At 44.4% G+C, this 24,280-nt stretch carries 24 protein-coding genes and 1 riboswitch; of the genes, 16 read left to right on the forward strand and 8 right to left on the reverse strand.

What is annotated here, in order from left to right; all coding sequences use genetic code 11:
* The first annotated feature begins 4 nt into the window (after positions 1-4).
* The 3 genes from AC58QT_RS18400 to AC58QT_RS18410 all read left to right on the forward strand — a co-directional run bounded on the left by AC58QT_RS18400 (position 5) and on the right by AC58QT_RS18410 (position 3,342).
* Positions 5-1,378 (forward strand): ABC transporter substrate-binding protein, encoded by a 1,374-nt coding sequence (locus AC58QT_RS18400; RefSeq protein WP_497410281.1) that lies wholly within the window; start codon positions 5-7, stop codon positions 1,376-1,378.
* A gap of 156 nt (positions 1,379-1,534) precedes the next feature.
* Positions 1,535-2,437 carry a carbohydrate ABC transporter permease gene (locus AC58QT_RS18405; protein WP_497283266.1) on the forward strand — a complete coding sequence of 301 codons (903 nt, stop codon included), beginning with the start codon at positions 1,535-1,537 and terminating at the stop codon, positions 2,435-2,437.
* A gap of 20 nt (positions 2,438-2,457) precedes the next feature.
* Positions 2,458-3,342 (forward strand): carbohydrate ABC transporter permease, encoded by an 885-nt coding sequence (locus AC58QT_RS18410; protein ID WP_497410282.1) that lies wholly within the window; start codon positions 2,458-2,460, stop codon positions 3,340-3,342.
* Positions 3,343-3,465: 123 nt separating this feature from the next.
* Here AC58QT_RS18410 and AC58QT_RS18415 read toward each other — a convergent pair whose 3' ends face one another.
* Entirely contained in the window at positions 3,466-4,656 is a 1,191-nt protein-coding gene (locus AC58QT_RS18415; RefSeq protein ID WP_497410283.1) for an oxalate decarboxylase family bicupin, read from the reverse strand.
* Between the two features lie 201 nt (positions 4,657-4,857).
* Between AC58QT_RS18415 and AC58QT_RS18420 the strand changes: the two genes are divergently transcribed.
* Genes AC58QT_RS18420 through AC58QT_RS18435 form a run of 4 tightly spaced genes read left to right on the forward strand, consistent with a single transcriptional unit; the run spans position 4,858 to position 9,058 of the window.
* Positions 4,858-6,423, forward strand: a complete 1,566-nt coding sequence (locus tag AC58QT_RS18420) for a spore germination protein (RefSeq protein ID WP_497410284.1) — start codon at positions 4,858-4,860, stop codon at positions 6,421-6,423.
* 30 nt (positions 6,424-6,453) lie between these two features.
* Positions 6,454-7,617 (forward strand): Ger(x)C family spore germination protein, encoded by a 1,164-nt coding sequence (locus AC58QT_RS18425; protein ID WP_497410285.1) that lies wholly within the window; start codon positions 6,454-6,456, stop codon positions 7,615-7,617.
* 36 nt (positions 7,618-7,653) lie between these two features.
* Positions 7,654-7,899, forward strand: coding sequence for a hypothetical protein (locus AC58QT_RS18430; protein WP_497410286.1), 246 nt, complete (start codon positions 7,654-7,656; stop codon positions 7,897-7,899).
* A gap of 40 nt (positions 7,900-7,939) precedes the next feature.
* Positions 7,940-9,058 (forward strand): GerAB/ArcD/ProY family transporter, encoded by a 1,119-nt coding sequence (locus tag AC58QT_RS18435; protein WP_497410287.1) that lies wholly within the window; start codon positions 7,940-7,942, stop codon positions 9,056-9,058.
* Positions 9,059-9,083: 25 nt separating this feature from the next.
* Here AC58QT_RS18435 and AC58QT_RS18440 read toward each other — a convergent pair whose 3' ends face one another.
* Positions 9,084-11,336: an FAD-dependent oxidoreductase gene (locus AC58QT_RS18440; protein WP_497410288.1), complete on the reverse strand. Its 2,253-nt coding sequence runs from the start codon at positions 11,334-11,336 to the stop codon at positions 9,084-9,086.
* A gap of 152 nt (positions 11,337-11,488) precedes the next feature.
* On the opposite strand from AC58QT_RS18440, the gene AC58QT_RS18445 reads away from it, so the two are divergent.
* The 4 genes from AC58QT_RS18445 (at position 11,489) to AC58QT_RS18460 (ending at position 14,354) form a co-directional block, all read left to right on the forward strand.
* Positions 11,489-12,352 carry a helix-turn-helix domain-containing protein gene (locus AC58QT_RS18445; protein ID WP_497410289.1) on the forward strand — a complete coding sequence of 288 codons (864 nt, stop codon included), beginning with the start codon at positions 11,489-11,491 and terminating at the stop codon, positions 12,350-12,352.
* 89 nt (positions 12,353-12,441) lie between these two features.
* The gene (locus AC58QT_RS18450) at positions 12,442-13,194 is read left to right on the forward strand and encodes a hypothetical protein (protein WP_497410290.1); all 753 of its coding nucleotides are present in this window, start codon (positions 12,442-12,444) and stop codon (positions 13,192-13,194) included.
* Positions 13,195-13,222: 28 nt separating this feature from the next.
* Positions 13,223-13,891 carry an NAD-dependent epimerase/dehydratase family protein gene (locus tag AC58QT_RS18455; protein ID WP_497410291.1) on the forward strand — a complete coding sequence of 223 codons (669 nt, stop codon included), beginning with the start codon at positions 13,223-13,225 and terminating at the stop codon, positions 13,889-13,891.
* Between the two features lie 4 nt (positions 13,892-13,895).
* Positions 13,896-14,354 carry a GNAT family N-acetyltransferase gene (locus tag AC58QT_RS18460; protein WP_497410292.1) on the forward strand — a complete coding sequence of 153 codons (459 nt, stop codon included), beginning with the start codon at positions 13,896-13,898 and terminating at the stop codon, positions 14,352-14,354.
* A gap of 91 nt (positions 14,355-14,445) precedes the next feature.
* Here the strand turns inward: AC58QT_RS18460 and AC58QT_RS18465 are convergent, their stop codons facing one another.
* Positions 14,446-15,732 carry an MFS transporter gene (locus tag AC58QT_RS18465; protein ID WP_497410293.1) on the reverse strand — a complete coding sequence of 429 codons (1,287 nt, stop codon included), beginning with the start codon at positions 15,730-15,732 and terminating at the stop codon, positions 14,446-14,448.
* Between the two features lie 31 nt (positions 15,733-15,763).
* Positions 15,764-16,519 (reverse strand): PIG-L deacetylase family protein, encoded by a 756-nt coding sequence (locus AC58QT_RS18470; RefSeq protein WP_310500792.1) that lies wholly within the window; start codon positions 16,517-16,519, stop codon positions 15,764-15,766.
* Between the two features lie 176 nt (positions 16,520-16,695).
* Here AC58QT_RS18470 and AC58QT_RS18475 point away from each other — a divergent pair, with 176 nt between their 5' ends.
* Positions 16,696-17,364 (forward strand): DUF559 domain-containing protein, encoded by a 669-nt coding sequence (locus AC58QT_RS18475; protein ID WP_497410294.1) that lies wholly within the window; start codon positions 16,696-16,698, stop codon positions 17,362-17,364.
* 1,433 nt (positions 17,365-18,797) lie between these two features.
* Positions 18,798-20,678: a molecular chaperone HtpG gene (htpG, locus tag AC58QT_RS18480; protein WP_497410295.1), complete on the forward strand. Its 1,881-nt coding sequence runs from the start codon at positions 18,798-18,800 to the stop codon at positions 20,676-20,678.
* 48 nt (positions 20,679-20,726) lie between these two features.
* Here htpG and AC58QT_RS18485 read toward each other — a convergent pair whose 3' ends face one another.
* Positions 20,727-20,900 carry a hypothetical protein gene (locus tag AC58QT_RS18485; RefSeq protein WP_310500789.1) on the reverse strand — a complete coding sequence of 58 codons (174 nt, stop codon included), beginning with the start codon at positions 20,898-20,900 and terminating at the stop codon, positions 20,727-20,729.
* A gap of 91 nt (positions 20,901-20,991) precedes the next feature.
* A riboswitch (cyclic di-GMP riboswitch) is annotated at positions 20,992-21,087 on the forward strand.
* Between the two features lie 42 nt (positions 21,088-21,129).
* Here AC58QT_RS18485 and AC58QT_RS18490 point away from each other — a divergent pair.
* Positions 21,130-21,318 carry a hypothetical protein gene (locus tag AC58QT_RS18490; protein ID WP_310500788.1) on the forward strand — a complete coding sequence of 63 codons (189 nt, stop codon included), beginning with the start codon at positions 21,130-21,132 and terminating at the stop codon, positions 21,316-21,318.
* 281 nt (positions 21,319-21,599) lie between these two features.
* On the forward strand, positions 21,600-22,070 hold the full coding sequence (locus AC58QT_RS18495) for a DUF4183 domain-containing protein (protein ID WP_497410296.1): 471 nt from the start codon (positions 21,600-21,602) through the stop codon (positions 22,068-22,070).
* A 102-nt stretch (positions 22,071-22,172) separates the two neighbouring features.
* On the opposite strand, the gene nrdR is transcribed toward AC58QT_RS18495, so the two are convergent.
* On the reverse strand, positions 22,173-22,652 hold the full coding sequence (gene nrdR, locus AC58QT_RS18500; protein ID WP_056616650.1) for a transcriptional regulator NrdR: 480 nt from the start codon (positions 22,650-22,652) through the stop codon (positions 22,173-22,175).
* A gap of 111 nt (positions 22,653-22,763) precedes the next feature.
* On the opposite strand from nrdR, the gene AC58QT_RS18505 reads away from it, so the two are divergent.
* Positions 22,764-22,982 carry an alpha/beta-type small acid-soluble spore protein gene (locus tag AC58QT_RS18505; protein ID WP_057310565.1) on the forward strand — a complete coding sequence of 73 codons (219 nt, stop codon included), beginning with the start codon at positions 22,764-22,766 and terminating at the stop codon, positions 22,980-22,982.
* Between the two features lie 100 nt (positions 22,983-23,082).
* Here the strand turns inward: AC58QT_RS18505 and AC58QT_RS18510 are convergent, their stop codons facing one another.
* Positions 23,083-23,667, reverse strand: a complete 585-nt coding sequence (locus AC58QT_RS18510) for a lytic transglycosylase domain-containing protein (protein WP_310500786.1) — start codon at positions 23,665-23,667, stop codon at positions 23,083-23,085.
* The gene (coaE, locus tag AC58QT_RS18515) at positions 23,664-24,260 is read right to left on the reverse strand and encodes a dephospho-CoA kinase (RefSeq protein ID WP_497410297.1); all 597 of its coding nucleotides are present in this window, start codon (positions 24,258-24,260) and stop codon (positions 23,664-23,666) included. Before coaE ends, AC58QT_RS18510 begins: the two co-directional genes overlap by 4 nt.
* Positions 24,261-24,280: the final 20 nt, after the last annotated feature.

Here is a 24,280-nt window from a genome sequence, read left to right on the forward strand (position 1 = left end):
CAAATTGAAAAAAGTACTTGGCATGGGAGCTTCACTCGCTCTTGCTGTAAGCGTTCTCGTAACCGGTTGCTCCAAAGCACCTGAACCATCACCTTCCGCAGCTGCATCCGTTGCACCTGCTGCCACAACAGCAGCGGCTACACCTACACCAGAAGCACAGAAGCCAGTTACCCTTAAATTCTGGGGAGGGGTTCCACCAGAAAGCGGCCCTCAAGATGCGGTTGACGCATGGAATAAAGCGAATCCTACCATTAAGGTCGAATATACACGGTATGTGAATGATGATCCCGGTAACCTGAAACTCGAAACCGCCCTACTCTCCAATACAGATGCACCTGATATTTACATGAACTACGGTGATGCCTATATGACCAAACGCCAAGCTGCTGGCATGGCAGAGCCTTTGGATGATCTAATCGCCAAAGCCGGCTTCGATGTTGAGGGTATTATCGGAGCGGCGAACATTAAGAAATTCGCTGACGGTAAATATTATTATCTTCCTGCGAATAAGAACTTGGGCGCTGTACTTTTCAATATGAAAGCTTTAGATGCTGCCGGCGAGAAACTCCCAACTGCCTGGACATGGGATGATTTCAGTGCTATGGCCACCAAACTTAACAAAGGGGAAATGAAGGGGACGATGTTAGATCCAGCTCTTGGCTGGTTCGGTGATACCGTTCTCCAAACAGCGAAACCACAAGACTGGGTGATCGCTGCAGATGGCACATCCAACTTCAACAGCCCAGCCATGAAGAAAGGCTTGGAAATGCAGAAGAGCTTGGAAGACAAGGGCGTCATGATGAAATATTCCGAAGCTGTAGCTGGTAAAATCACCGTACAAAATGAACTTCTAACTGGCAAAGCTGCTATGATGGCTTCTCAAATTTATATCATCCGCTATATCAAGGACATCAAGAGCTTCCCGCATGATTTCAAAGTTGCCTTTGCTCCTTACCCGCAATTTACGGCAGGCAGCAATATTAATCCAGGTGGCGGCATGGGCGACTACATGACGATTAATAAAAACAGTAAAAATAAAGAAACAGCTTTCAAATTCATCTCCTGGTATTTACAAGAAGGTAATATGGCTATGGTGCCAGGTGGACGTATCCCAACTAGCAAAAAGGCAGACCCAGCAAAAATCGCCTCTATCCTCATTGGTGATGCGAAGGATCTCATTGATGAAGCATCCTTGAAAGCACTCCTAGCTGGCAACTATACATTCCCAACGTCCTACAATGTTCCTGTTCCTACTGAACTAAGAGCCATCTTTAAAGATGAGATGGAGAAATATTTGCTTGGTGCTCAACCGCTTGACAAGGCTTTGGAAACGATGAAAACGCGTGGAGATACAACGATTAAGGGTGCCAAAAAATAAAGATCATTTCATATGCGTTTCACCAAAATCTCCGACTGCTTCTTGTCGGAGGTTTTTTCAATCAAACTACAGAAAAGATCACGTTCACGCTATGTGATTTCACGCTTGTGCTTGGTACAGTTACGTTAACACATGATTTCGAAAGGGTGTCCTACTATGAAGAAAATCTGGCATAACGCCAAATTCAGGGAAAACCTTGCAGGCTATCTCTTTATTTTGCCTAACTTCTCTGGCTATCTCATCTTCGTCTTGCTGCCCATTCTATTCAGTCTCTATCTCGTCTTTGTCGATTGGGAATATCTCAAAGGGTTCGCAGGAATTGAATGGGTTGGCTTAGATAATTTCAAAGCGCTAGGCAGTGATCCGAAATTCGTGAAAGCGCTGAAAAACAACTTGATCTTTACTCTGGTCAGCGTTCCCGCTTCCATCCTCATAGGACTCCTATTTGCTGTCGTTCTGAACAAGTATGTGTTCTTCAAGCAAACATTACGAACATTGATCTTCCTGCCCTATGTCAGCTCGCTCGTTGCGGTATCCGTCATTTGGAGCATTATGTACCGTGCTTCCAATGGTCCCATCAACCAAGTGCTGAAATCCATTGGAATTGATCATCCCCCTGGCTGGTTGTCGAGCCCGAATTCTGCCCTTTTTGCCATTATCATCATGCAGGTGTGGGTAACGATTGGTTATGCTATGGTCATTTACTTAGCGGGATTGCAAGGCATTTCCAAGGATTTATACGAGGCTTCCGATATTGATGGCGCTTCGAAAGTCCGTCAGTTTTTCCAGATCACCATTCCGATGCTCACACCAACCACCTTTCTCGTCGCCATTACACTCATTATCGGCTCCTTCCAAATCTTTGGACCCGTCAACATTATGACACAGGGCGGTCCTATTGATTCAACGATGGTGTTATCCTATCACATCTACTTACTCGCATTCCGATTCTACAAAATGGGCTATGCGGCTACTGTCTCTTGGGTGCTATTCGCCATCATCTTCCTCGTCACCATTATTCAATGGCAAACCCAGAAACGTTGGCAGCAGCACTTCTAATTGGAAAGGAGATTTCCCCTATGGAAACAACTATTGTATCTACGCCATCTACACGACAAGTGGCCATTGCGAACATGAGAAAGGGCAGCTTCTGGCTTAAGATTTTCGTTACTCTGATCCTAGGTGCGATCTCCATCGTGATGATTCTGCCTTTCCTATGGATGATATCGACTTCCTTCAAAATAAATGGCGACGTCTTCAAATATCCAATTGATTGGATTCCGAATACATGGCATTTTGAGAATTATAAGAAAGTCTGGGCAGGCGCAGATCCCTTCTATTTATTCTATTGGAATTCGATCAAGATCACTGGCATTACGGTTGTAGGTAATTTATTAACGAGTTCCATGGCTGGCTACGCATTTGCCAAAATACGCTTCAAAGGCCGCAACTTCCTGTTTCTACTTTATTTATCTACGATGATGATTCCGGGTCAGGTTTTACTTGTCCCTCGCTTCATCTTGTTCGATCAGTTGCAATTGATTAATACACATGCATCCATTATTTTACCAGGTTTATTTTGGGTCTTCGGCACGTTCTTAATGCGTCAGTTTTTCACCACCCTCCCAGGTGAACTGTTAGAGTCTGCGCGCGTTGATGGCGCCAGTTACTGGCGGACATTTTGGCAAATTTGTTTACCCTTAACCAAACCTGCACTAGTTACACTCTTAATCCTCTCCTTTACTTGGCACTGGAATGAATATGAGAACCCGCTTATTATGCTGCGCGAAAAAAGTTTATACACCATACCACTTGGCTTAACGAGTTATGTTGAAGAGTTTGGTACGAATTATGTGCTCACCATGGCTGCTTCTGTTTCTGGGCTTGTTCCTCTGCTCATCGTCGTAGCTGTTTGTCAAAAATGGTTCGTAGAGGGAATTACAAGCTCGGGACTCAAAGGTTAGTGGGAAGATTGGCTTCCGAACTTATAAGCAAACGGCAAGCTTGGATGAGGTTGAGGTTGTGGTGAACTAACATAAAAAAGGCTATCTCAAGTAGAAATTCTACTCGGATAGCCTTCTTCTTTGTTATTTCGGGTAATAGGAAAATCCCGGATATTTGACCACTGGCCACTTTTCCTTACGCAGCGCATTTAATACCTCTGGACCGACGTTCAAATTCGTACTAACCAGATCGCGTGGCGTAAGCGCCATCCATTGATTTAACGACACATCTTCAAACCGATCACTCTTGAACATTTCCAAAAACCATAGGGATTGCGTACCGGTATTTTGTACATAATGGCCCAAAGCAAAGGGTACATAACCAACATCACCAGCGCGATAATCGAACGTACGCGCATTACCATTCCCAGCAAAAACGGTCATACGTCCCTGTCCAGTCAGGTAGTACTGCCATTCATCGTTATTCGGATGCCAATGAAGCTCTCTCATTCCACCAGGTTCAATCTCAACAAGCGCCGCTGCAATATTTTTGGATATCGGAAAATTCGTAGAATCTACGATTCTAACACTGCCGCCTGGCGTTTTAATTGGGGGTTGTGCCAGCAGTTGATGTTTAAAACTTAAAGGAATAGTCCCATAAGGGGATTGTACCTTCTGACTATCGATCGGACCTGGAACCTTATCTTGATAGATATAGACTTGCTCTTTGGGAATGTTGTTAAAAGCACTAATTGGAACGCCAAAATTGGCGGACAGCACGTCTTTCGGTGTTCGTGAAAACCAGTCGGAGATGGAAATGGTGTTCAAATCAGAAAAGTTACCATCATCGAAAACAAGCAAGAATTCACAATGCTCTAGCCCCTGTATCGAGTGCGGGAGACCCGGCGGGAAGTACCAAAGATCCCCTGGACCCACATCGGCAATAAAATTTCGGCCTTCTTGGTCAATTGACGTGATCCGAGCTGAACCTAATATCATGTAGGACCATTCTGCTTGTTGGTGCCAATGTAATTCACGAACACCACCCGGTGTCAGACTCATATTGACACCAGCCATTGTCGTCGCAATAGGTAGTTCACGAACAGTAACTTCTCGGGACCAACCTCCGAAATTCAATTTCATTGACGTATCGGAAAAAGAAAACTTCAAGTTCGGAAGCAAACCAGCATCCGTTATTGGCGGAACTAACATATTAGGATTCTGAATATCCCGCATAACATTGCGTGGCCCAGAATCAATCCCGCCAGCGCCATCTGGTCGGATAGGCTGTGGAACATTTCCATACACACCTTGATTCCTATTCGGAGTATCCATTCGGTCGTCTCCTCTCCATAAGGTGTAACACATTGTATCTCATCCTAATTGATATATGAGACAATTTCAGCGTTCATTACTTTAGAATCAATAATTCCCCTCATAAATGAATTCATTTATTCGGTATGAAGATCACATATTTCCCCTGGAAATTGGAATAATAAACCTGCGCAACCAACAAATTATAGAAGGAAATTTGGTATGGATATACAAAAGTTGTTCAGGAAGAGTAGGAGATCAGCACCTATTCCGGCGCCAACTACTTGCGTTCCTCCCTCTTCGGTGGAATCTCCTCTGTCCCTAACCTTAGAGGAGAATAGAAAATGGATAGAGCAACAACTCGCCAATTGTTCCGATATTTGCTATCTACCTAGATTTTTTGGCGAAGGGTTGCAATACAGAGCACTTGCTGTTTATTGCGACTCACTTATAAACGATAAAGAATTGATTTTTCTAAAAGACGTGCTCCATGATCTCGTTTTTCAAGAAGCAGGCATGGGAGCAACGACCATTGATCTTAACAAATTAATCTCATTCGTTGAGCATCATGGTGTCTCTTCTCGGAATGTGACGATTATTGACCAATTGCCAATTGTAGAACACAATATCCTGCATGGTCAAGTTGTGATTTTTTTGGATCACTGGAACAAGGCACTGAGCTATAATGCGCTTACTTTAGAATCAAGACAAATTAGTGAACCGATGAATGAACCTGTCGTTAGAGGACCTCAAGAAGCTACTGTGGAGAGTCTGAGAATCAATTTGGGGTTGCTGCGGAACCGTCTGAAAAGCGCTAACTTCAAGATTGAAAAGTTCATTGCTAGCGGAGAGACGCGGACCGAGATTGCCATCGGTTATTTAGCCGGGGCCGTGAATCCACAAACATTAACTGAGTTTAAAAAGCGATTTGATAAAGCCATTCAAGAAGAAATTTTGGAAGTCGCCTATATCGAAGAATTAATTGAGGATTCTACGTATTCCCCGTTTCCACAATATCGGCATACCGAACGTACAGATACGGCTGTTGCTGCACTTCTTGATGGGAAAATCATTGTTCTTACCTGTGGTTCTCCGTCCATTATGATCTGCCCCGGTCTCTTTATCGAGTTTTTTCAATCAAGTGAAGATTACTACATTCGATCCTTGTATTCCTCACTCATTCGATTGCTTCGACTATTTGCATTTATTATGGCTCTTACATTACCGAGTCTCTATATCGCTATCTCTACTTTTCACTCTGAGCTCATTCCCACTGTGTTGCTGTTAGCCATTCTGGATACTCGTGAAGGTATTCCCTTTCCTGCATTCATCGAAGCTTTGTTGATGGAATTTTTCTTTGAAATCATGCGGGAAGCCGGTATCCGACTCCCTAAACCCGTGGGTTCAGCCGTGAGTATCGTTGGAGCTCTTGTCATTGGTCAAGCAGCCATTGAAGCCAAAATCGCTTCGCCCATCATGGTCATCATCGTAGCACTGACGGGTATCGCTTCCTTTTCGTTACCCAATTACAATATGGCTATTTCGCTACGTATCTTGCGCTTCCCCCTAATGATCCTTGCTGCAAGTTTAGGAGGATTCGGTTTCATGATTGGGTTTCTGTTTATATTTCTACATCTAGTTAGCCTACGATCTTTAGGACAGCCCTATCTAACGCCGTGGGCTCCTCTGAAAATACATCAATTGAAGGATGGATTCATACGAGCTCCATTAAAAATCCTCCTCCGCTCACCGCGAAACCGACATCGGCCGAACAGTCACAAAAAGTAACGGCATGACAGAGAAAGAAGGAATTACACCATGAGATGGTTAATGGTGACGACATTATCTGGACTGTTATTATTTGCTTTAACAGGCTGTTGGAACAAAGCCGAATTGGTCGAATATGCCTTTGTACAAGCGGTTTCTGTGGATCTATCCGACAAAGGCAACATCAAATTAACCACGCTTTTCTACAAGCCAAGTGGCAGCAGTGCACTGACAAAGGGAACGAGTACGAAATCCTCGTTCACGATTAAAACAGAAGGCGAAAATGTTTTTGATGCTATTCGGGATGTCACCATCCATTTAGGACGAAAAGCCAAATTGGATCACATGCGTGCCATTCTAGTTAGTGATGAGGTACTGAAGACACATGATATCGGCGTTATTCTTGATTTTTTCAGACGAGATCACGAACCCAGGCCTACCAATTTACTCTTAGTTACGAAAGGGAATGCTGGTGAGTATTTAAATTTAGAGCCGTTTATAGAATATACGCTGGGACAACAATTGCGTTCTATGGATGAAGGCTCCTCGCGATTTGCTTCTAAATCCATGCATCAGAATATCCTGCAAGTCATGATTCAAATTAAAAGTGAAACCGGTATTGCGGAGATTCCTTACTTATATTTGAATAAAAACCGTGGAAGTGTTCCCAATATTGCCGGAGTCGTTGTCATCAATAATCATAAAATGGTTGAGATCATTCCGCCAAATGAATTAAAGGCTTTCCTTTTGCTTAAGCATCAATTTAAAGGCGGTATTATCGTAACGCCTTGTGAGGGGCATGGGGGGGACAGCGACAACGCGCTGCAGGAAACATTCGAGATTTTCCATGGAGGTACGAAGGTCACCACCTCGCTTAAGAATGATGCAGTGACCGTGAATATCAAGGCAAAGTTGGTCGGTGCGGCTGGGGAGTTAAGTTGTTCTACGATAAACACAGCCGAAGAAGAACTTGCTTACAAAACTCGTTTAAGTAATCAAATCAAGAATGAAATACTAACATTGATTCATCATCTGCAATCCAAAAAACTGGATGCCCTAGGCATTGGCAACATGATTTATGCCAAAAACCCTCGTCTATGGCTAGCCTGGAAAGAGGATTGGGGAGATCGATTTGCAGACGTTCAATTTAACATCCAAGTTGATGTAACAGTTGCTAACTCAGGAATGAGCGGCGGTAAGCCTCTAGCTAAATAAGTAACTGTAGTTGTCAACGAGAGGACTAGATTATCTATGATGCTAAAGCTAGTATTCCTATTTTTCACTTGTGTGCCTTTATTGCTATTCGATATGGTCCATTTAAAAAAAGAGAATCACCGCGCCAAACTTGTGTATGCCTTTTTCGTTTTGGTCTCTATCTATCTTAGCAGTATTTTCGTTTTTGAATTACGATGGCCCACCCTCTATGATGCAGCTGATTTCTTGCTTGGCGCAGCTGCCCGTCTGATCGTTGAGTTCTTACATGTCACCCCTCAATAACAATAGGATTAAGGAACTTAGGAAAGGAGGGGGCACTACCATGAGAAATGGAGTAGAAATTAGTCCAGGCCAAATGTCCGTCTTGTTTTTCATCTATTTAACAGGCTCTTCGATCATCAACATTCCTCAACCCTTAATTAGCTTTGCTAATAATGGAGCCTGGATATCGCTTTTCCTTACTTACCTGTTAAGCCTTAGTTTTCTTGGCTGTATTTTGTATATGCACAAAAAATATCCGGACTTAACCTTTATCGAATATAGTAAGAAAACGGTTGGTACATGGATAACAGTCCTACTCGCGATCCCCTTCATTTCCTTTCAGTTCCATATGGCCACGGGCATTGTTATTGATATTGGCTTATTCATGACCACATCATTAATGCGAGAGACACCTATTTATGTGTTTAATTCGCTCATATTTATACTGATTTATGTGACTGTAAGAATGGGAATTGACGTCATGGCGCGCATGTTTGTTCTACTTACAGGTATGGTCATGGTTTATGTCATTCTCATATTAGCCTTGGCCAGCTTCAATTATCATCCATCTTACTTGTTACCTATCACGCCTTTTGGCTTTAAGCCTATTTTGTTAGGAAGTTATTTTTCCTATGGGTTTCCGTATGTTGAAATCTTTCTTTTCAGCATGATCCTTCCTTTTGTCTCCACAAACCAAAATAAACCACTGAAACGTGGTTTATTTCTAGCTCTTTTCATCAACGCTTTAAGCTTGATTACTGTCACACTTTGCACAATAATGACATACGGACCTATCGCAGGTGAACGTAAATATGCGATGTTTCAGTTAGCTCGCACCATTGAATTTTATGAGTTATTTCAGCGTATTGAGTCGCTCATCGGTATTTCACTAATTGTGGCTTCCTATATGAAAGCCACAATCGTGATTTTCGCCTTAAATTTGACCTTTACCCACTTGTTTAATTTGCAAAATAGTCGCTTACTCATTTTACCTTTAACCATGGTTTGCTGTTTGTTATCTTTTATTACCCCTGTGAAAGGCGAAGCTTTCTGGGGCAACTTAGTATCCTTTATACATCCCTTGTGGGGAACCATCGGGTATCTACTTCCTATGACTATTGTGATTCTTATGCATCTTGTAAAGCGGAAGAGCAAATCTGCTCTAACCTCAAATGACTAATCACATTCATTATCCGAATGATTCCCTACCCATATACCCGTACTTCAACTACTTCAGCACACGGGCAGCCATTTGTTGCCTCTATGACAAGCCGCAACCGATCGGTAGTAAGGGCTGTCTCCAACTGCAAGCTCCTTGTACGTTTCCGATTGTTCGTTACACGCTGCAGTACCTCCCAATGGCTATCGACCCAAACTTCCAAGCGGTAGTCCTTCACCAACTCAGGTCTGACTTCCTCACTCGTCCTGAATGCGTGAAGATTAATTAAATCCTCATGCACGTTATCATTAAAAGTTACTTGTAGATACCGCAGAATGTGAGGTTCGTCCCAGCTCAACTCCAGCCACTCCTCTTTTGCTGGCGTCATCGGCTCTGACATCCATTGATGGGGAGCACCGTATGGACGCAAATAACCATTCGTCACCTTTTCCGCTGAGAATGCTCTCGTTTCCGAAGTGAGACGGAAGCAGATTGGCTTCCGATCCACACCATTCTTCATGCTCCACAGAACAACAGGCTGATCAGGTTGATGATTCTCTAACTTCGGATCAACAATCGGTTTCGTGCCGCGTACAAAAGCAATTGCTCCTGTGTGCTGTTGATCGGAATGGTACACCACAACATGTTCATTCGCCTTCACGATGACGAAAGCGTTCTGGGGCTTTTCAGGCTGCCAACTCAGCGGAAAGCTGATCCACTGCCCTTCCCCAGCTTGTACGGCAGTCTCTGTCTGCATGATCATCCGCTTCGGCACATAGTTCTCCGCTCTGCCTGTGTCCCACAACTCCACTTGAATGATCGTTGCTTCGCTCACATCTACAAGCAGCTCCAAGCCCTTCAGCTGCGGTTCCACGGGGAATAACACCGCTACATCGTCTACCAGTCTCCGAGGCTCCACAGCACGAGATACACTTAACTGCGTTCGTGTAGTCGACGCCTCGACGCGAGCAAGCCGTGCAAGATCCTGCTCATCCTCATTGCGTATCCCAATCAGGGAAGCATCCTGCCTGAGCAGCACCTGCTGCAGCTCCTTACCATGCTTTTGGACCAACTCACGCGGGGTTACTTGCTTCTGAACGCACAGTGCCGCACCAGTTCCAGCTGCCTCCCCAATTACAGCGCAGGTCGCCATGACGCGTGTCGTACCGAAGGCCACATGAGATGCGCTTATATTTCGCCCAGCCATCAACATGTTGGACACGTTCACGGAGTACAAGCTGCGAAACGGAATATGATAGATACCGTCCGCATGCAAATGCTTGGATCCACTCTCCGTCGAGTACATGCCCTGCGGCGGGTGCAAATCAATCGACCATCCTCCAAAGGCAATGGTGTCCTCAAACTTCGTCTGAGCTAGAATATCATTCTGATTCAACATATAGTCACCAATGAATCGGCGGTATTCTCTTTTGCCAGGTAAAGCCCCCACCCACTCTAATGTCATATTCGCCGAGTCAAATTGACCTGAATTTTTGATATAATCCCAAATCCCATAAATAACTGACCACAATTCATCCCGAATACGCTCGTTCTCATGAACCGTATCCAGCTCGCCGCCCCACTCAATCCACCAATAATGACAGCCTGAATCACCGCTTCGAATGACACGCTTGATCGGAATCGAGGTCGTGGTGATGTCCTTAGCAAAGCTCGGCGGATGGTATTTAACGGGATGACCTACATCCTTGGTATAAAATAAAATCGTACTCCCGAGTGTAATGTCATCTGCGATCTCAGGTGCCCACTCCTCCTGAAACTCTTCGCGTGCTTCCCGCCCAATACGAAATTTAGCCCCCGCCAAGAATCCGATAAGGCCATCCCCCGTGCAATCTAGGAAGACTTCACTCTCAAAATGAATGCGCCGCTCCGAGCCCATCATCCAACCCGTAACTGAACGAATGATTCGGTTGCTCTCATCCCCATCCGCTTCTACCTCATGCACATCTGTATTTAGAAAAAGCTGTATGTTCGCCTCCGCACGCACGGCTTCTAGCACAATTAGATCCCAGAGATAGGGATTCCCATCTGGGTTTTGATACTGATTTTCAACAAAAAGTTCCCCCATAATGCCCGTTTCTCGTGCATAACGATTGATGCCATGCGCGGTTGCACCGCAAACCCATACGCGCACCTCACTAGACGAATTCCCCCCGAGTACAGGCCGATTTTGAATTAGTGCCACAGTCTGACCCAATCTCGCAGCGGCTATTGCTGCACACACCCCTGAAAGCCCACCACCGATGACGGTGATATCTTTTTTTACCTTTTCATCTCTCATAGGATAACCTCCAAATCATCTGTGATTACCCTTATTTTAAAGGATTGATAACGCCTTAAACCATGCACGCTTTTATCAACAACTTATACAAAATTTCAATCCAACGCTTCCTTCAGAAAAACAAATCCACTATGATAAAAGGAGTAATCTCAATGTCATTTATATACGAGAGGATGGACAAGGTGATGCAACCACAAGCAGCACCACGCGTACAACCTAGACTTCTCAGTCACATGTACTGGAGGGAGAAATTGACCTTTCAGCTTCACGAGGATGCCAATGAATTTTGGGTACTTTTTGCTGTTGAAACGGGCAGCTTCACTTACCAAATCCAAGAACACGCAGGAACAGCTGGTTTCGGAGATCTTGTTTTGTGCCCACCGGGGGTTATTTTCCGCAGACAAGTCGTTCAGCCCTTATCGTTTCACGTTATGCTGCTGCAGTGGGTAGATGATGCTGGATCTCCGCTGTCCACCGAGGATACAATCCCATCTGGGAAAATCTCGATTCATGACCTCCATCGACTCTCATCCAACTATGCTTACTTAAAAAAATGGTTCCAACATGAAGGCACGATTGCCTCTTCACTGCGTCAACATATTCTCACCGACCTCTGGATGCAAGTTATCGAAGAAGCATACTCAGCAAGTCCCGAGTCTGCTTCACCTTGGGCTTCCGCTAGTGTGAACAGTAAAGATGAGCTTATTCAAACCGCTGCTCAGCGCCTGCACGAACAAGCAACATCCACCTGTATCATGAAGGATATTGCATATGAACTCGGATTGACACAGGTGCAATTTACCCGCAGATTTAAAAAATCAACTGGCATGCTGCCAATCGACTATTTAACGTCTCTTCGTATTCAACTTGTCCAACATATGTTGCTGGACGGCGATATGACTTTAGCGCAAATTGCTGGACAATGCGGCTTTGAGAACGAATTTTATTTAAGCCGCGTATTCAAGAAGCGCATGCATGTAACGCCCTCAACCTACCGTAAACTGCACCGCCTATGACGAGCGCCTTTTATGAAATAGAGCCTATACGAAGCGCCTTAAAATTAGTATGATACTAGCATCATACCAAGGAAAAATGAGGAATTCATATGACTGAAAAGCTTCTAAAGATACCACAATGGATCGGATTTCTACTCATTCTGGCGATAATTTCCCTAGGTACCACGCTCACCGCTTTTTCACCGCTCATTGCAAACGGCATCATCAATGTGATTATCCCCATTGGTATCTTGATTTTCTTGCGAGCTGAGTTTTTCGAGAAGTTGAAGCTCGCAACACTTCTTATCGGAAGAATCCTTGTCCTGCTAACATTTCTAGGCTATTTCCCTAGCGATTGGCTTGTTCCTCTCATTGTTTGGCTATTGCGCATTAACATCCTTGAAGCCACACTGACCGATTTCAAAAGCAAAAGCTACTATAACGTTATTTCTGGCCTTATTTTAATCGCTACGTCCTTTGTGATCACGGGTTCATGGCTTGGCAGCTACTATATCACGATTAATGATGCCATGATTTATTGGGCCATCGCTTACACGATATGGAACTGGAATTTCGTCATTTACACTTTTAAACAGGCAATTGGATTCTATCATATCGCTGTGCTAGCAACTCCTCTGCTGCTTGTCTGCCTTACCATGAACCCAGGACTCTGGCTCATCATGCGGGCGAATTCATTGACGTTTGCGGGTATTTTCCAAATATCTGGTAAATCTTATATCGAGTCCTACCTTGCAAGTCCTGCCCTACATAACTTCATCATTTCAGTCAAAAAGCCGCCTATACAACTTGGTCTGATGGTGATTAACGTTGTTCTATGCGTCTTAGCTGTTCTGCTCACATAATCCATGTGCGAAAGGTGGTACCCTATCCATGAATGTACTTATTTTTGGAGCTACCGGGATGGTGGGACAAAGCGTCCTTCGGGAATGCCTGCTGGATCCTCAGGTTAACCATGTATTATCAATCGGCCGAAGCTCTACAGGCCAGTCTCAACCTAAATTCCGTGAACATGTTCTGAAAGATATCACCGAATTAACCTCTTTGACCGATGAGCTGTCTAGTATCGATGCTTGCTTCTTCTGTCTGGGCGTCTCGTCTGTGGGCATGAGCGAGGAGAAATACCATGCGATCACGTATGAGTTAACCATGAACATTGCCACTACGTTAGCTAACATCCAGCCCAAGATGACTTTTGTCTATGTCACAGGTGCGAGTACCGACAGTACCGAGCAAGGCAGCAGCATGTGGGCACGTGTCAAAGGAAAAACAGAAAATGCGCTCCTTAAGCTGCCTTTTAAGTCAGCCTTTATGTTCCGACCTGGTGCTATTCTGCCGAAGAATGGCGTCAAATCCAAAACAAAGCTCTATCAAACCTTTATTGTCATCTTGAGCCCGATATTCCCTCTTTTACAAAAATGGTTCCCGAATACAGTCATTGACTCCGAGCAGATTGGACGAGCCATGATCTCTGTCGCGAGAAACGGATACCCGAAATCGATTATGGAAATTACGGATATTCGCAATGCGTCTGGGAGATGAAGCGTTGGATATTTCAATCGTAGTGCTGAAGGACTTTGATGAAGGAATACTTTACTTAGAAGAAAAGAGTGCCGCAGAAGGTCATCGCCATATCCAAAAGCTTGTAAGCGAATATCAATCTGGTCAAAATCAATTTCGCGCATCAGGTGAAATCCTTTTATCCGCTATGGTTGATGGGAAGATGGTAGGTGTGTGCGGCCTCAATAGGATGAAGCTGGAAAATGGTGAGGAGATTGGGCGCGTTCGGAGACTCTATGTCTTGGAGCCTTACCGTAGATATCGCGTAGGAAAAGCTTTGATGACCGCTATTATTCAAGAGGCTCAACGACATTATCGTGCATTAGTGTTATATACAGATAACCCTGTTGCCGATGCGTTTTATCGAAATCTTGGCTTCAGTATCTGCACCACTGTGGGGAAGTCCACACATTATTTGGATTTACGGGAAATAAAAAAGCAGTGACACACAAGGTGTGATCACTGCTTTTTCGTCTTGCTGACGATTCAAACAAAGCAGGGTCCAACTGACGTACCAGGAACTTTCTGGTTCCCTCCTAGCTGTTCGCGCCTCTAAGCTTCTTCTCGGAGGATTGGTATTTTTTTAGACATATGTATGCGATGAGCAAAATTAAGATCGGTAAGCCCCCGATAAGGAAGCGGAATCCATAAATAGCGCTAGTAACCTGGACTTCTTTATCGGCATCATACCCGCTTGTCGCGAAGAAAATACCCATAATCCCATATTGAATAGACATCCCAATACGAATAATAAAGCCATTCACGCCATAATACATCCCCTCACGACGACGACCCGTTTGCTGAGCATCAAAATCGACAACATCAGAAAGCAGTACATGCAAGGACAACATGAAACCAGAAACCGGAATACCTAGTAGGGCTCCTATGATAATAACCATGAGTGATGAATCGGCAAAAAGGAAACCAAGTGAAATGATCGCGTACAACACCGACGATATCATAGCGACACGAACCGTCGATAAGCGCACACCGCTTTTCGCCCAAATGAACGACATCGGAATCGCCACGATAAACACGGCACCAAGGAATAGGGAGTTCTGCGTCCCGTTTAATACCACGACATATTTCGTGTAAAAAGCTGTTAACGAAACGAACATCGTTGTCGTCAATTGAATCAATAAATTCGCTACGACGTAGGAATTGAACAGCTTATTTTTAAACGTCTGAACGGTTGCTTCCTTAAAATGAAGGGGTTCTGACTTACTTGCTGCTGGATTCTCGAACGAGCCATACAGGGACACATACAAGGAAACGACCGCGATAATTGAAAAAATCCCTGCCATCAGCCCCCAACCTAAGGAGAGCCCTAACGATTTCGCAAGCGCGATACCGATAATCATACCGAAGATGCTGAACATTTGTTGGAAAGCCGACACTTGATAGCGATCCTTCTTCGTCTGATACATTTCCGGAAATAAGGCACCGGTATTAAGCCCAATGAATGAATAGATTAAATCAAAGAAAAACGTTAGTGTGAAAAAATAAATCAACAGCATCGTCGTGCTGCCCGCAGGCGGGTTGAAAAGAAAGAAGAAAAGCACACCAAACGGCAAACTTCCAAACAGAATGTACGGAATTCGCCTGCCGAAGCGCGTTTTGGTCCGGTCGCTCACATATCCCGCAACCAAATTAAACAGGGCATTCAGGAAACCATAGATGATCATCCCGATCGAAATCGATGTACCCGATACGTTCAACACCGTAACATAATAGAAAACAGCAATGGCGCTGAACGCTTGCCACAAGACGCTAAGTCCAATTTGATTCGAGCTGTAAGCGAGTTTTTTAGATAGAGATACCATTGGACTTGCCTCCTCCATAATTTGAACCTGCTTAACTATACAGTGCCGATGGGAAGAAATGCAGCTGGTGCGATGTCAGTACTTTAAATGCTTCTGCATAGCCCTTCGCTTCTGGGTTTTGTTTCAACTTACCAAACAGTTGTAGTCCTTGATAGTCAAAATACCCCTTAACCAAGGGCCAATTAATGTTGTCAAATTGACTCTTATGGGCCAAAATTGAAGCGATCTTCGTTTCCCAATGTGCCGTAACGTCAATAAACGTATTTGGATGCGAGGTCGCATAGAATGCGATTTGCGGCACGTCATGCGGCTTAGATCCAGGGAAAAGAATCTCATTGGACGAAAAGAGCATTGCCGATGCGACCGCTTTACCTGTTTTGATATGGTCCGGATGTGCTTCATAGGGCATCCATGGATCTACCGTCATCAATAAGTCTGGCTTCTCTTCGCGGATAATTGGAATGAGCTTTGCCAGCAATTCCTCTTCGGTGTAGTTCCCCATGTCCGGAAATTCAAGTGCAATCTGCTTGGACACGCCTAAAATATCACCGGCAGCCAACCGCTCTGCGCGTCGAACCGCAGCAATCGCTTCAGGCTCCACTTCGCCAGTTGAACCGCTTCCTCTACCATCGGTTACCGTAATGTAAACGATTTCACAACCACGCTGTGCAAGTTCGTATAGCGTACCTGCTGCCCCAACTTCGTTATCATCAGGGTGAGGTTGGACGCATACGACTTTCTTAACATCCAAGACATCAGGAAGACCTAATATTCGTCTAATATCCATGTAAAATCCCTCCAATATGTCACATTCTATCATAAAAGGAAGAGAAATGTCGAAAATGTTCCCTCGTGAAATCGGGGGAATTCCATTATACTTATTAGTAGAAGACGAAGAACGTCCCTGTCCATTTTCTTAATGGCATGGGGGCGTTTTTTCGTTGTAAAGGAGGGAACTTACCTATGAGTTTCGAGCATGTGCATGCTAGATGGATTGAAAGCCATTTGGAACAGAGAACTGGAGAACGCAGGGGCCGCTTGGAGCGCGGGCATCAGGAGGCGGAAAGACGATTCTGTCAGGCCGTCTGGTGGGAGCTCCGAGGCCATTTCGACGAGCTGCACCCCGAATTCGAAGTGTTGGATTGGCGGGGACGCTCGTATTTCTGCGATTTTGCCTGGCTGACGAAATTTGTGAAATTGATCATCGAGATTAAGGGATATGGCCCTCATGTGCGAGATATGGACAGGCAAAAATACTGCAATGAGCTGAACCGGGAAACCTTTCTAGCTGCGATGGGATATCAGGTGATCTCATTTTCGTATGATGATGTTGTCTCTCGTCCCGAAGTATGTATCACACTGCTTCGCTTGTTCATTAGTCGTTACCAGGCGATCCCCTCACCTGTCAGTCTGGGCACGGTGATGGAGAGGGAAATTGTGAAGCTCGCCTATACACTCGCGCAGCCTCTGCGACCGAAAGATGTAGAAGCTCATTTAAACATCAACCATCGCACAGCTGTGCAATGCCTGCAGTCGCTCTGCACCCAGGGTTGGCTTACACCGCTCGCTGGTGCTGGAGGCAGACATGTTGTGCGTTACGAGCTCATGCAAGACAATCTGCATCGGCTGTGAGGAATTAGGCATTAGACGGGATGGAGCATATCAAGCGGCCGCTAGGATAAAAAGATGCGAATGTGCAGGCATTTTCTTTATTTTACCCTTGTAAAGTCAAATTACTGCGAAAATACATCAATTTCTCGTTATATCTCCTGATCTGGATGAATTTGAACCAAAAAACTGCATATTCGCAGCAATTTCCTCTTATTCACTCAAAAACCTATTAAAAGATGTATTTTCGCAGGTTTTTCGAAAAGATCCGTGCGCTAGCGGGTGATGTAACGAATTGGAGATGTTACCGAGACTGAAGCTAGTTTAAAGAGTCGGGGGAGTTGCTTGAGTGATGTGTGGAGTTACAGGGTCGAAGGCCTTGCGCGAGTGTAGCTAGTTAAAAGTGCTGGGGCAGCTGCTTGAGTGATGTGTGGAGTTACAGAGTCGAAGGCGTTGCGCGAGTGTAGCTAGTTGAACGTGCTGGGGGGAGCTGCTTGAGTGATGTGTGGAGTTACAGGGTCGAAGGCCTTGCGCGAGTGTAGCTAGTTGAACGTGCTGGGGTAACTGCTTGAGTGATGTATGGAGTTACAGGGGTCGAAGGCGTTGCGCGAGTGTAGCTAGTTGAACGTGCCAGGGTAGCTGCTTGAGTGATGTGTGGAGTTACAAGGTCGAAGGCGTTGCGCGAGTGTAGCTAGTTAAAAGTGCTGGGGCAGCTGCTTGAGTGATGTGTGGAGTTACAGAGTCGAAGGAGTTGCAGGAGTGTAGCTAGTTGAACGCGCTGGGCAGCTGCTTGAGTGATGTGTGGAGTTACAGGGGGCGAAGGAGTTGCGCGAGTGTAGCTAGTTGAACGTGCTGGGGTAGCTGCTTTGTGATGTGAGGAGTTGCGAGAGTTGAAGCTTTGAAATAGTTGTAGGAATTTAAAATAGTCGTCTTCTTCTAACATAGGTGCTCGCGGCGGTAGGAATGTGAAACAACAGTACAAGCTACACGGTAAAAAGATGCGAATGTGCAGGCATTTTCTTTATTTTACCCTTGTAAAGTCAAATTACTGCGAAAATACATCAATTTCTCGTAATATCTCTTAATCTCCATGAATTTGAACCAAAAAACTGCATATTCGCAGCAATTTCTTCTATTTCACTCAAAAACCTATTAAAAGATGTATTTTCGCAGGTTTTTCGAAATGACCCGTGCGCTAGCGGGTGATGTAACGAGTTGGAGATGTTACCGAGACTGAAGCTAATTGAAAGAGTTGGGGGAAGCTGCTGGTGCTCCAGCTATTGTAGATGTTTCAGAAGCTGCGATAATTTCAGAAGTATCCATGGTCATTAGCACGATTTTCTAGCCTTTCCAATTGACATTAAATTTCAGGGATGTTATAAAGTTAGTGTATAGCACTCACAGCGTGCGAGTGCTAATTTTATAAACCCTGTTACATATCGAAAGGAGATCTATCCGTGGAAAAGAAACAGTTTCAAGCCGAATCCAAGCGTCTATTGGAAATGATGATTAATTCGATTTACACACAACGTGAAATCTTTCTAAGAGAGCTTATCTCCAACTCCAGCGATGCGATTGACAAAATTTACTACAAAGCACTTACAGACGACTCGCTCGTTTTTGACAAAGATAGCTACTTCATCAAAATTACAGCCGACAAAGACAATCGCATCTTAACGATTCGCGATACAGGGATCGGGATGACGAAAGAAGATCTTGAAAACAACTTGGGGATTATCGCGAAAAGCGGATCTCTTGCTTTCAAAAAAGAGAACGAAGCCAAAGATGGCCACAACATCATCGGTCAATTCGGGGTAGGCTTCTACTCCGCATTCATGGTTGCTGACCACATCGCGGTAACAAGTAAAGCCCTTGGCAGCGACACCGCATATAAATGGGAATCCGACGGTGCAGATGGGTACACGATTGCCCCTGCCAACAAAGATTCCGTTGGGACGGAGATTGTCCTCTCGATCAAAGCAAATACCGAAGATGACAGCTACGACGAATACTTGGACGAATATCGCCTGAAAGCGATTATCAAGAAGTACTCCGATTTCATTCGTTACCCGATCAAAATGGACATCACAAGCAGACGTCTCCAAGAAGGCAGCGAGACCGAATACGAAGACTTCCAAGAAGAGCAGCACGTGAACAGCATGGTGCCGATCTGGAGAAAGAACAAAAGCGAGCTTACTCCTGAGGACTACGAGAAGTTCTATCACGAGAAACATTACGGCTTCGACAAACCGCTGAAGCATATTCATGTGAGTGCAGACGGCGCGGTAGTCTACCAAGCCATCCTTTTCATCCCTGAAAACATGCCTTATGACTACTATTCCAAAGAATATGAGAAAGGCTTGGAGCTTTACGCAAACGGCGTTCTCATTATGAATAAATGTGCGGACCTGCTGCCTGACTATTTCTCCTTCGTCAAAGGCATGGTGGATTCCGAGAGCCTATCGCTCAACATCTCCCGCGAGATGCTGCAGCACGATCGTCAGCTCAAATTAATTGCGAAAAATATCTCTAGCAAAATCAAAGGGCAGCTGCAAAGCCTTCTAAAGGACGAGAGAGAGAAATACGAGCAATTCTACAAATCCTTCGGCAGACAGCTTAAATTCGGCGTTTACAGCGACTACGGTACGCATAAAGAGCTATTGCAGGATCTATTGATGTTCTCCTCCTCCAAGGAGAAACAACTTGTCACATTGGACGAGTATGTATCCAGAATGCCAGAAGACCAGAAGTACATTTACTATGCTTCGGGTGAGTCGATGGAAAGAATTGATAAGCTTCCGCAAACGGAGCTTGTCACTGATAAAGGTTACGAGATTCTATACTTCACTGATGATATTGATGAGTTCGCAATCAAAATGATTATGACTTACAAAGAGAAGGAATTCAGATCGGTTTCAAGCGGGGATCTTGGTATTGATGTAGAGGATAACGCTAACGATTCTGAGTCTGATAAAAAAGAAAATCAAGATCTATTCGACTACATGAATGGCTTATTGGCTGGTAAAGTATCGAGTGTAAAAGCTTCCAAGCGCTTGAGAAAGCATCCAGTATGCTTATCCACAGACGGCGATGTCACCATCGAAATGGAAAAGATCTTGAACGCGATGCCGAATAACCCAAATGTTAAGGCAGAGAAAGTATTAGAAATCAACGTCAACCATGACGTGTTCGCTTCCTTGAAGGATGCTTTTGAGAAAGATAAAGAGAAACTAAACCTTTACACGGCGCTCTTGTATAATCAAGCCCTTCTTATCGAAGGTTTGCCTTTGCAAGATCCAGTTGAATTTACGAATGATATTTGCAAAATCATGGTGTAAGCATTCATCCAAGCACTGCAACTCTTTTGTTGCGGTGCTTTCTTTTAGCTAAGATGGTTCCGAAGAAGAAACGGGCACGACACGGATATGATCGTGACTAGCTTCTTGTCGATTATACACATATGCAAGTAAACGAGCTTGATCAATGCCTAGCGCCTTCGCTACCTCAACAATATCCAATTCTTGAATTTTTTTGCTGGATTTTGGGCTATTGACGGACATATGCTTCAACCATCCTTCGAATTAATATTAATGTAATTAATAGCACGATAAACCTAACCTGTGATATAGTTTTGATATAAAGACGTTATCGGTATGATAAAGGCAAAACCACTGAAAAGTGGTGACGCAAAGCTAGAGGGACTAAATTGGCCATTGTGATTGTCCAAAATGTCAGCCAGCTACCGCCTCCATCCGATGATGACAGTACGACAAAGGAGGAATCTGTACCATGAATAAAACGGTGATTGACGGTAATATGAGTCTAGACGTCATGCAATTGATTGACAGCTTGCATCTTCCTGATCATGATATTTTGGACATGTTCTCATTCTCGTTTGGCAGCAATTTATTAACGTCGGATGAAGCCATTCGGTTCATTCACTTTCTTCGAAGTGAACTGGACAAACGCATTCAATAACCGAATTATGCCTTATCACTAACAAAAATACAGTCGGTTGATGTCAATAGAATTTTTTTTTTTCAAAAGCTCATGAGGGCGCATCATTATTGACTTTCCCTCTATGAAGCAGCCAAAGACAGCGCACCATGCGCTGTCTTTTTTTTATTTTTTGTCACATTTCGAAAAAAAACAAATCAATTCGTGTCACCCTCTGAATTTCCCAATCAAACTAGTATTTTTGAACATATGATATAGCAAGTACTAGAGTTGCATCTACCCATGCTGAAAGGAGGACAACCATGAGCGAACACTTGATTACACTCCATTTAACAGCGACTAGTGTAGTCTCAGGAACAATTACAACATCAACTTCAACGACAACATCAACTACGACAACTACGACGCTTACCCCGCTTGTCAAACGATTTACGGCTAATGTGGTATTAGGAAATATTCTTGGAGGCGTAACTACGATTCTTTCATCTAGCTTCAGGGACGACACAGGAGCTAACTTGCCTAGCAACAGTCTGACGGTTCCTGGCAGTAATGGATACTACAATGTTTTTGTAAATGGTGTTCTTCAGTTAAGCTACTTAACGACTTTAACGACAGCTAGTTTAGTCATTAATACTGGGCTCACCATTGGGGTATCGGTGAATTTAGAAACCTTATCGTTCACTGCCTCCTCCACCTCTACTTCCACTTCAACTTCTACCTCCACCTCAACAACGAACAATTTAGTTGTGACAACAACGGTTAATACGCATTAGTCAACCCCATCCTTATCAAATGGTGAACATAGAAAAGCCGCACCCCCTCATAACGTTTCACGAGGTGATGCGGCTTTGTGTCATTTGTGCAGCAGGTGCTACTTATTTGTCCCTAAGCAGACCAACATCATGCTTTCCCAATATTTGCGTTAACTCCTTCAAGAACATATTGATGTCCTTGAATTGCCTATAGACAGAGGCGAAGCGAATGTAGGCCACTTCATCGACGGGGTACAATTGCTCCATCACAATTTCACCAATGCCAAGGCTATCGACTTCGGCGTGAGCTGTCGTGCGAAGCTGCATTTCGACTTCAGAGACGAGCATCTCTAGCCGCTCCATGGAAACCGGTCTTTTTTCACAAGCACGAATTAAGCCACGTAAAATTTTCTCACGACTAAATTCTTCCCGACTTCCATCTTTTTTAATCACAATTAAAGGTGTTTCTTCAACCATTTCGAAAGTCGTGAATCTTCTAGCGCATTTCTCGCATTCACGGCGACGACGTATGGATTTGTTCTCATTGGCAGACCTCGAATCAAGCACTTTCGTACCAGAATGGTCACAGAACGGGCATTTCATTCGCTTTCCTCTCCTTTCTCTCTTGGAAATATCTTTACCAGATGTTACATGTCTTGAAGTTTGGAGTTCTGCACACAATAGATTTACCAACCGACAAGGAGGTGAACAGACATGAGTTCAAACAGAAGCAGCAATACTTTAGTCGTTCCACAAGCTAACGCAGCCTTGGATCAGTTGAAGTATGAGGTAGCTCAGGAGCTAGGTATCGCTATCCCACAAGATGGCTACTATGGCAACATGACTTCTCGTGACACTGGCTCTATTGGTGGTAGCATCACTCGTCGCCTGGTACAAATCGCAGAACAATCTCTAGCAGGTCAATTCAAGTAATCTTGAATTGCGCACGCTTTTGACTCTGCCAAACAGGAAGTATTGGACTCCTCGCTCCCCCGGGAGCTAGTCCAATGCTTCTTTGTTTTTGCCAAGTCCGCTATGCAGCTCCGTTGCCGTTCCATTGCTCCGTGTACAGTTTCGTATACTTCTCATAATAATACAGCACACGCTGCACATAATGACGTGTTTCACCAAAAGGAATATCACTGATATTCGACTCGGTTCCGTCCCACACTTGATTATTCTTCCATTTATTCACATTACCTTGTCCTGCATTATACGCCGCGATAGCGTAGATTAAGTTCCCATTATAATGCTTGATCAGCCAATTCAGATACCAAGATCCTAGAAAAATATTCATATCTACACGAAGCAAATCTTCTTGCGTATGAGGCCCTAAATTCGTCGATTCAACAATCCATTCAGCGGTATCAGGCATAAGCTGCATAAGGCCTAATGCCCCTTTACTTGATTCTAAATGATATTTATAATTCGTTTCAACTCGAATAATGGCTGCAATTAGAAAAGGGTCTATATTGTGTTTCGCCGCGCTTTGCTTAATCTCCTGCTCAAAGTAGATGGGGTATAGCTTTCTGCCTATAATTGCGCTATTCATGAAGAGGATCATGACAAAAGCAATTAGCAGAATAGCAAACATTCGCTTTTTTCGAAAGAACGTCATGCTAATCCCTTCCCTGCCCAAAACCGCTCTACCCTCATGTTGGTTTCTTCCCAAGTCCCACTATTATCAATCACAATATCTGCAAGCTTACGCTTCTCTTCAATCGACATCTGTGCATCAAGACGAAGCTGAGCAGTCTCTGCTGACAAGCCATCTCGCTGCATCAGTCGTTCCAACTGCAAGTGACGCGGAATATAAACAACCATGATCTCCTCAAACATGGACACCAAATTCGATTCTATGAGTAAAGGAACATCGACCACAACCAGCTTGGTGGGATAGTCCCGTTCATACGTTGTCATCTGCTCGCGCATCCTTGCACGAATAGGAGGATGAAGCAATCCCTCAAGCTGTTGCCGAGCTTCAGGGGATCCAAAAATGATTTCACCGAGCATCTTACGCTGCAATGATCCATCGTGCCCAATCACAGCTTGTCCAAAAGCAGCAGCAACCTGTTCAAGAACAGGACTGCCAGGCTCGACAACATCACGAGCAATCTGATCGGCATCGATTAAAAGGGCACCACGGCTAACGAGCATACGGCTAACCGTGCTTTTTCCACAGGCAATACCTCCTGTTAAGCCGATATTCATATCGCTTCTCTCCTAAAAGT

This window comes from Paenibacillus sp. J31R109 (genome assembly GCF_059692055.1).

Coding starts and splice junctions, on each gene's coding strand:
- AC58QT_RS18405 (WP_497283266.1), top strand. CDS start 1,535: ATGAAGAAAATCTGGCATAACGCCAAATTCAGGGAAAACCTTGCAGGC.
- AC58QT_RS18410 (WP_497410282.1), top strand. CDS start 2,458: ATGGAAACAACTATTGTATCTACGCCATCTACACGACAAGTGGCCATT.
- AC58QT_RS18415 (WP_497410283.1), bottom strand. CDS start 4,656: ATGGATACTCCGAATAGGAATCAAGGTGTGTATGGAAATGTTCCACAG.
- AC58QT_RS18420 (WP_497410284.1), top strand. CDS start 4,858: ATGGATATACAAAAGTTGTTCAGGAAGAGTAGGAGATCAGCACCTATT.
- AC58QT_RS18425 (WP_497410285.1), top strand. CDS start 6,454: ATGAGATGGTTAATGGTGACGACATTATCTGGACTGTTATTATTTGCT.
- AC58QT_RS18430 (WP_497410286.1), top strand. CDS start 7,654: ATGATGCTAAAGCTAGTATTCCTATTTTTCACTTGTGTGCCTTTATTG.
- AC58QT_RS18435 (WP_497410287.1), top strand. CDS start 7,940: ATGAGAAATGGAGTAGAAATTAGTCCAGGCCAAATGTCCGTCTTGTTT.
- AC58QT_RS18440 (WP_497410288.1), bottom strand. CDS start 11,336: ATGAGAGATGAAAAGGTAAAAAAAGATATCACCGTCATCGGTGGTGGG.
- AC58QT_RS18445 (WP_497410289.1), top strand. CDS start 11,489: ATGTCATTTATATACGAGAGGATGGACAAGGTGATGCAACCACAAGCA.
- AC58QT_RS18450 (WP_497410290.1), top strand. CDS start 12,442: ATGACTGAAAAGCTTCTAAAGATACCACAATGGATCGGATTTCTACTC.
- AC58QT_RS18455 (WP_497410291.1), top strand. CDS start 13,223: ATGAATGTACTTATTTTTGGAGCTACCGGGATGGTGGGACAAAGCGTC.
- AC58QT_RS18465 (WP_497410293.1), bottom strand. CDS start 15,732: ATGGTATCTCTATCTAAAAAACTCGCTTACAGCTCGAATCAAATTGGA.
- AC58QT_RS18470 (WP_310500792.1), bottom strand. CDS start 16,519: ATGGATATTAGACGAATATTAGGTCTTCCTGATGTCTTGGATGTTAAG.
- AC58QT_RS18475 (WP_497410294.1), top strand. CDS start 16,696: ATGAGTTTCGAGCATGTGCATGCTAGATGGATTGAAAGCCATTTGGAA.
- AC58QT_RS18485 (WP_310500789.1), bottom strand. CDS start 20,900: ATGTCCGTCAATAGCCCAAAATCCAGCAAAAAAATTCAAGAATTGGAT.
- AC58QT_RS18490 (WP_310500788.1), top strand. CDS start 21,130: ATGAATAAAACGGTGATTGACGGTAATATGAGTCTAGACGTCATGCAA.
- AC58QT_RS18495 (WP_497410296.1), top strand. CDS start 21,600: ATGAGCGAACACTTGATTACACTCCATTTAACAGCGACTAGTGTAGTC.
- nrdR (WP_056616650.1), bottom strand. CDS start 22,652: ATGAAATGCCCGTTCTGTGACCATTCTGGTACGAAAGTGCTTGATTCG.
- AC58QT_RS18505 (WP_057310565.1), top strand. CDS start 22,764: ATGAGTTCAAACAGAAGCAGCAATACTTTAGTCGTTCCACAAGCTAAC.
- AC58QT_RS18510 (WP_310500786.1), bottom strand. CDS start 23,667: ATGACGTTCTTTCGAAAAAAGCGAATGTTTGCTATTCTGCTAATTGCT.
- coaE (WP_497410297.1), bottom strand. CDS start 24,260: ATGAATATCGGCTTAACAGGAGGTATTGCCTGTGGAAAAAGCACGGTT.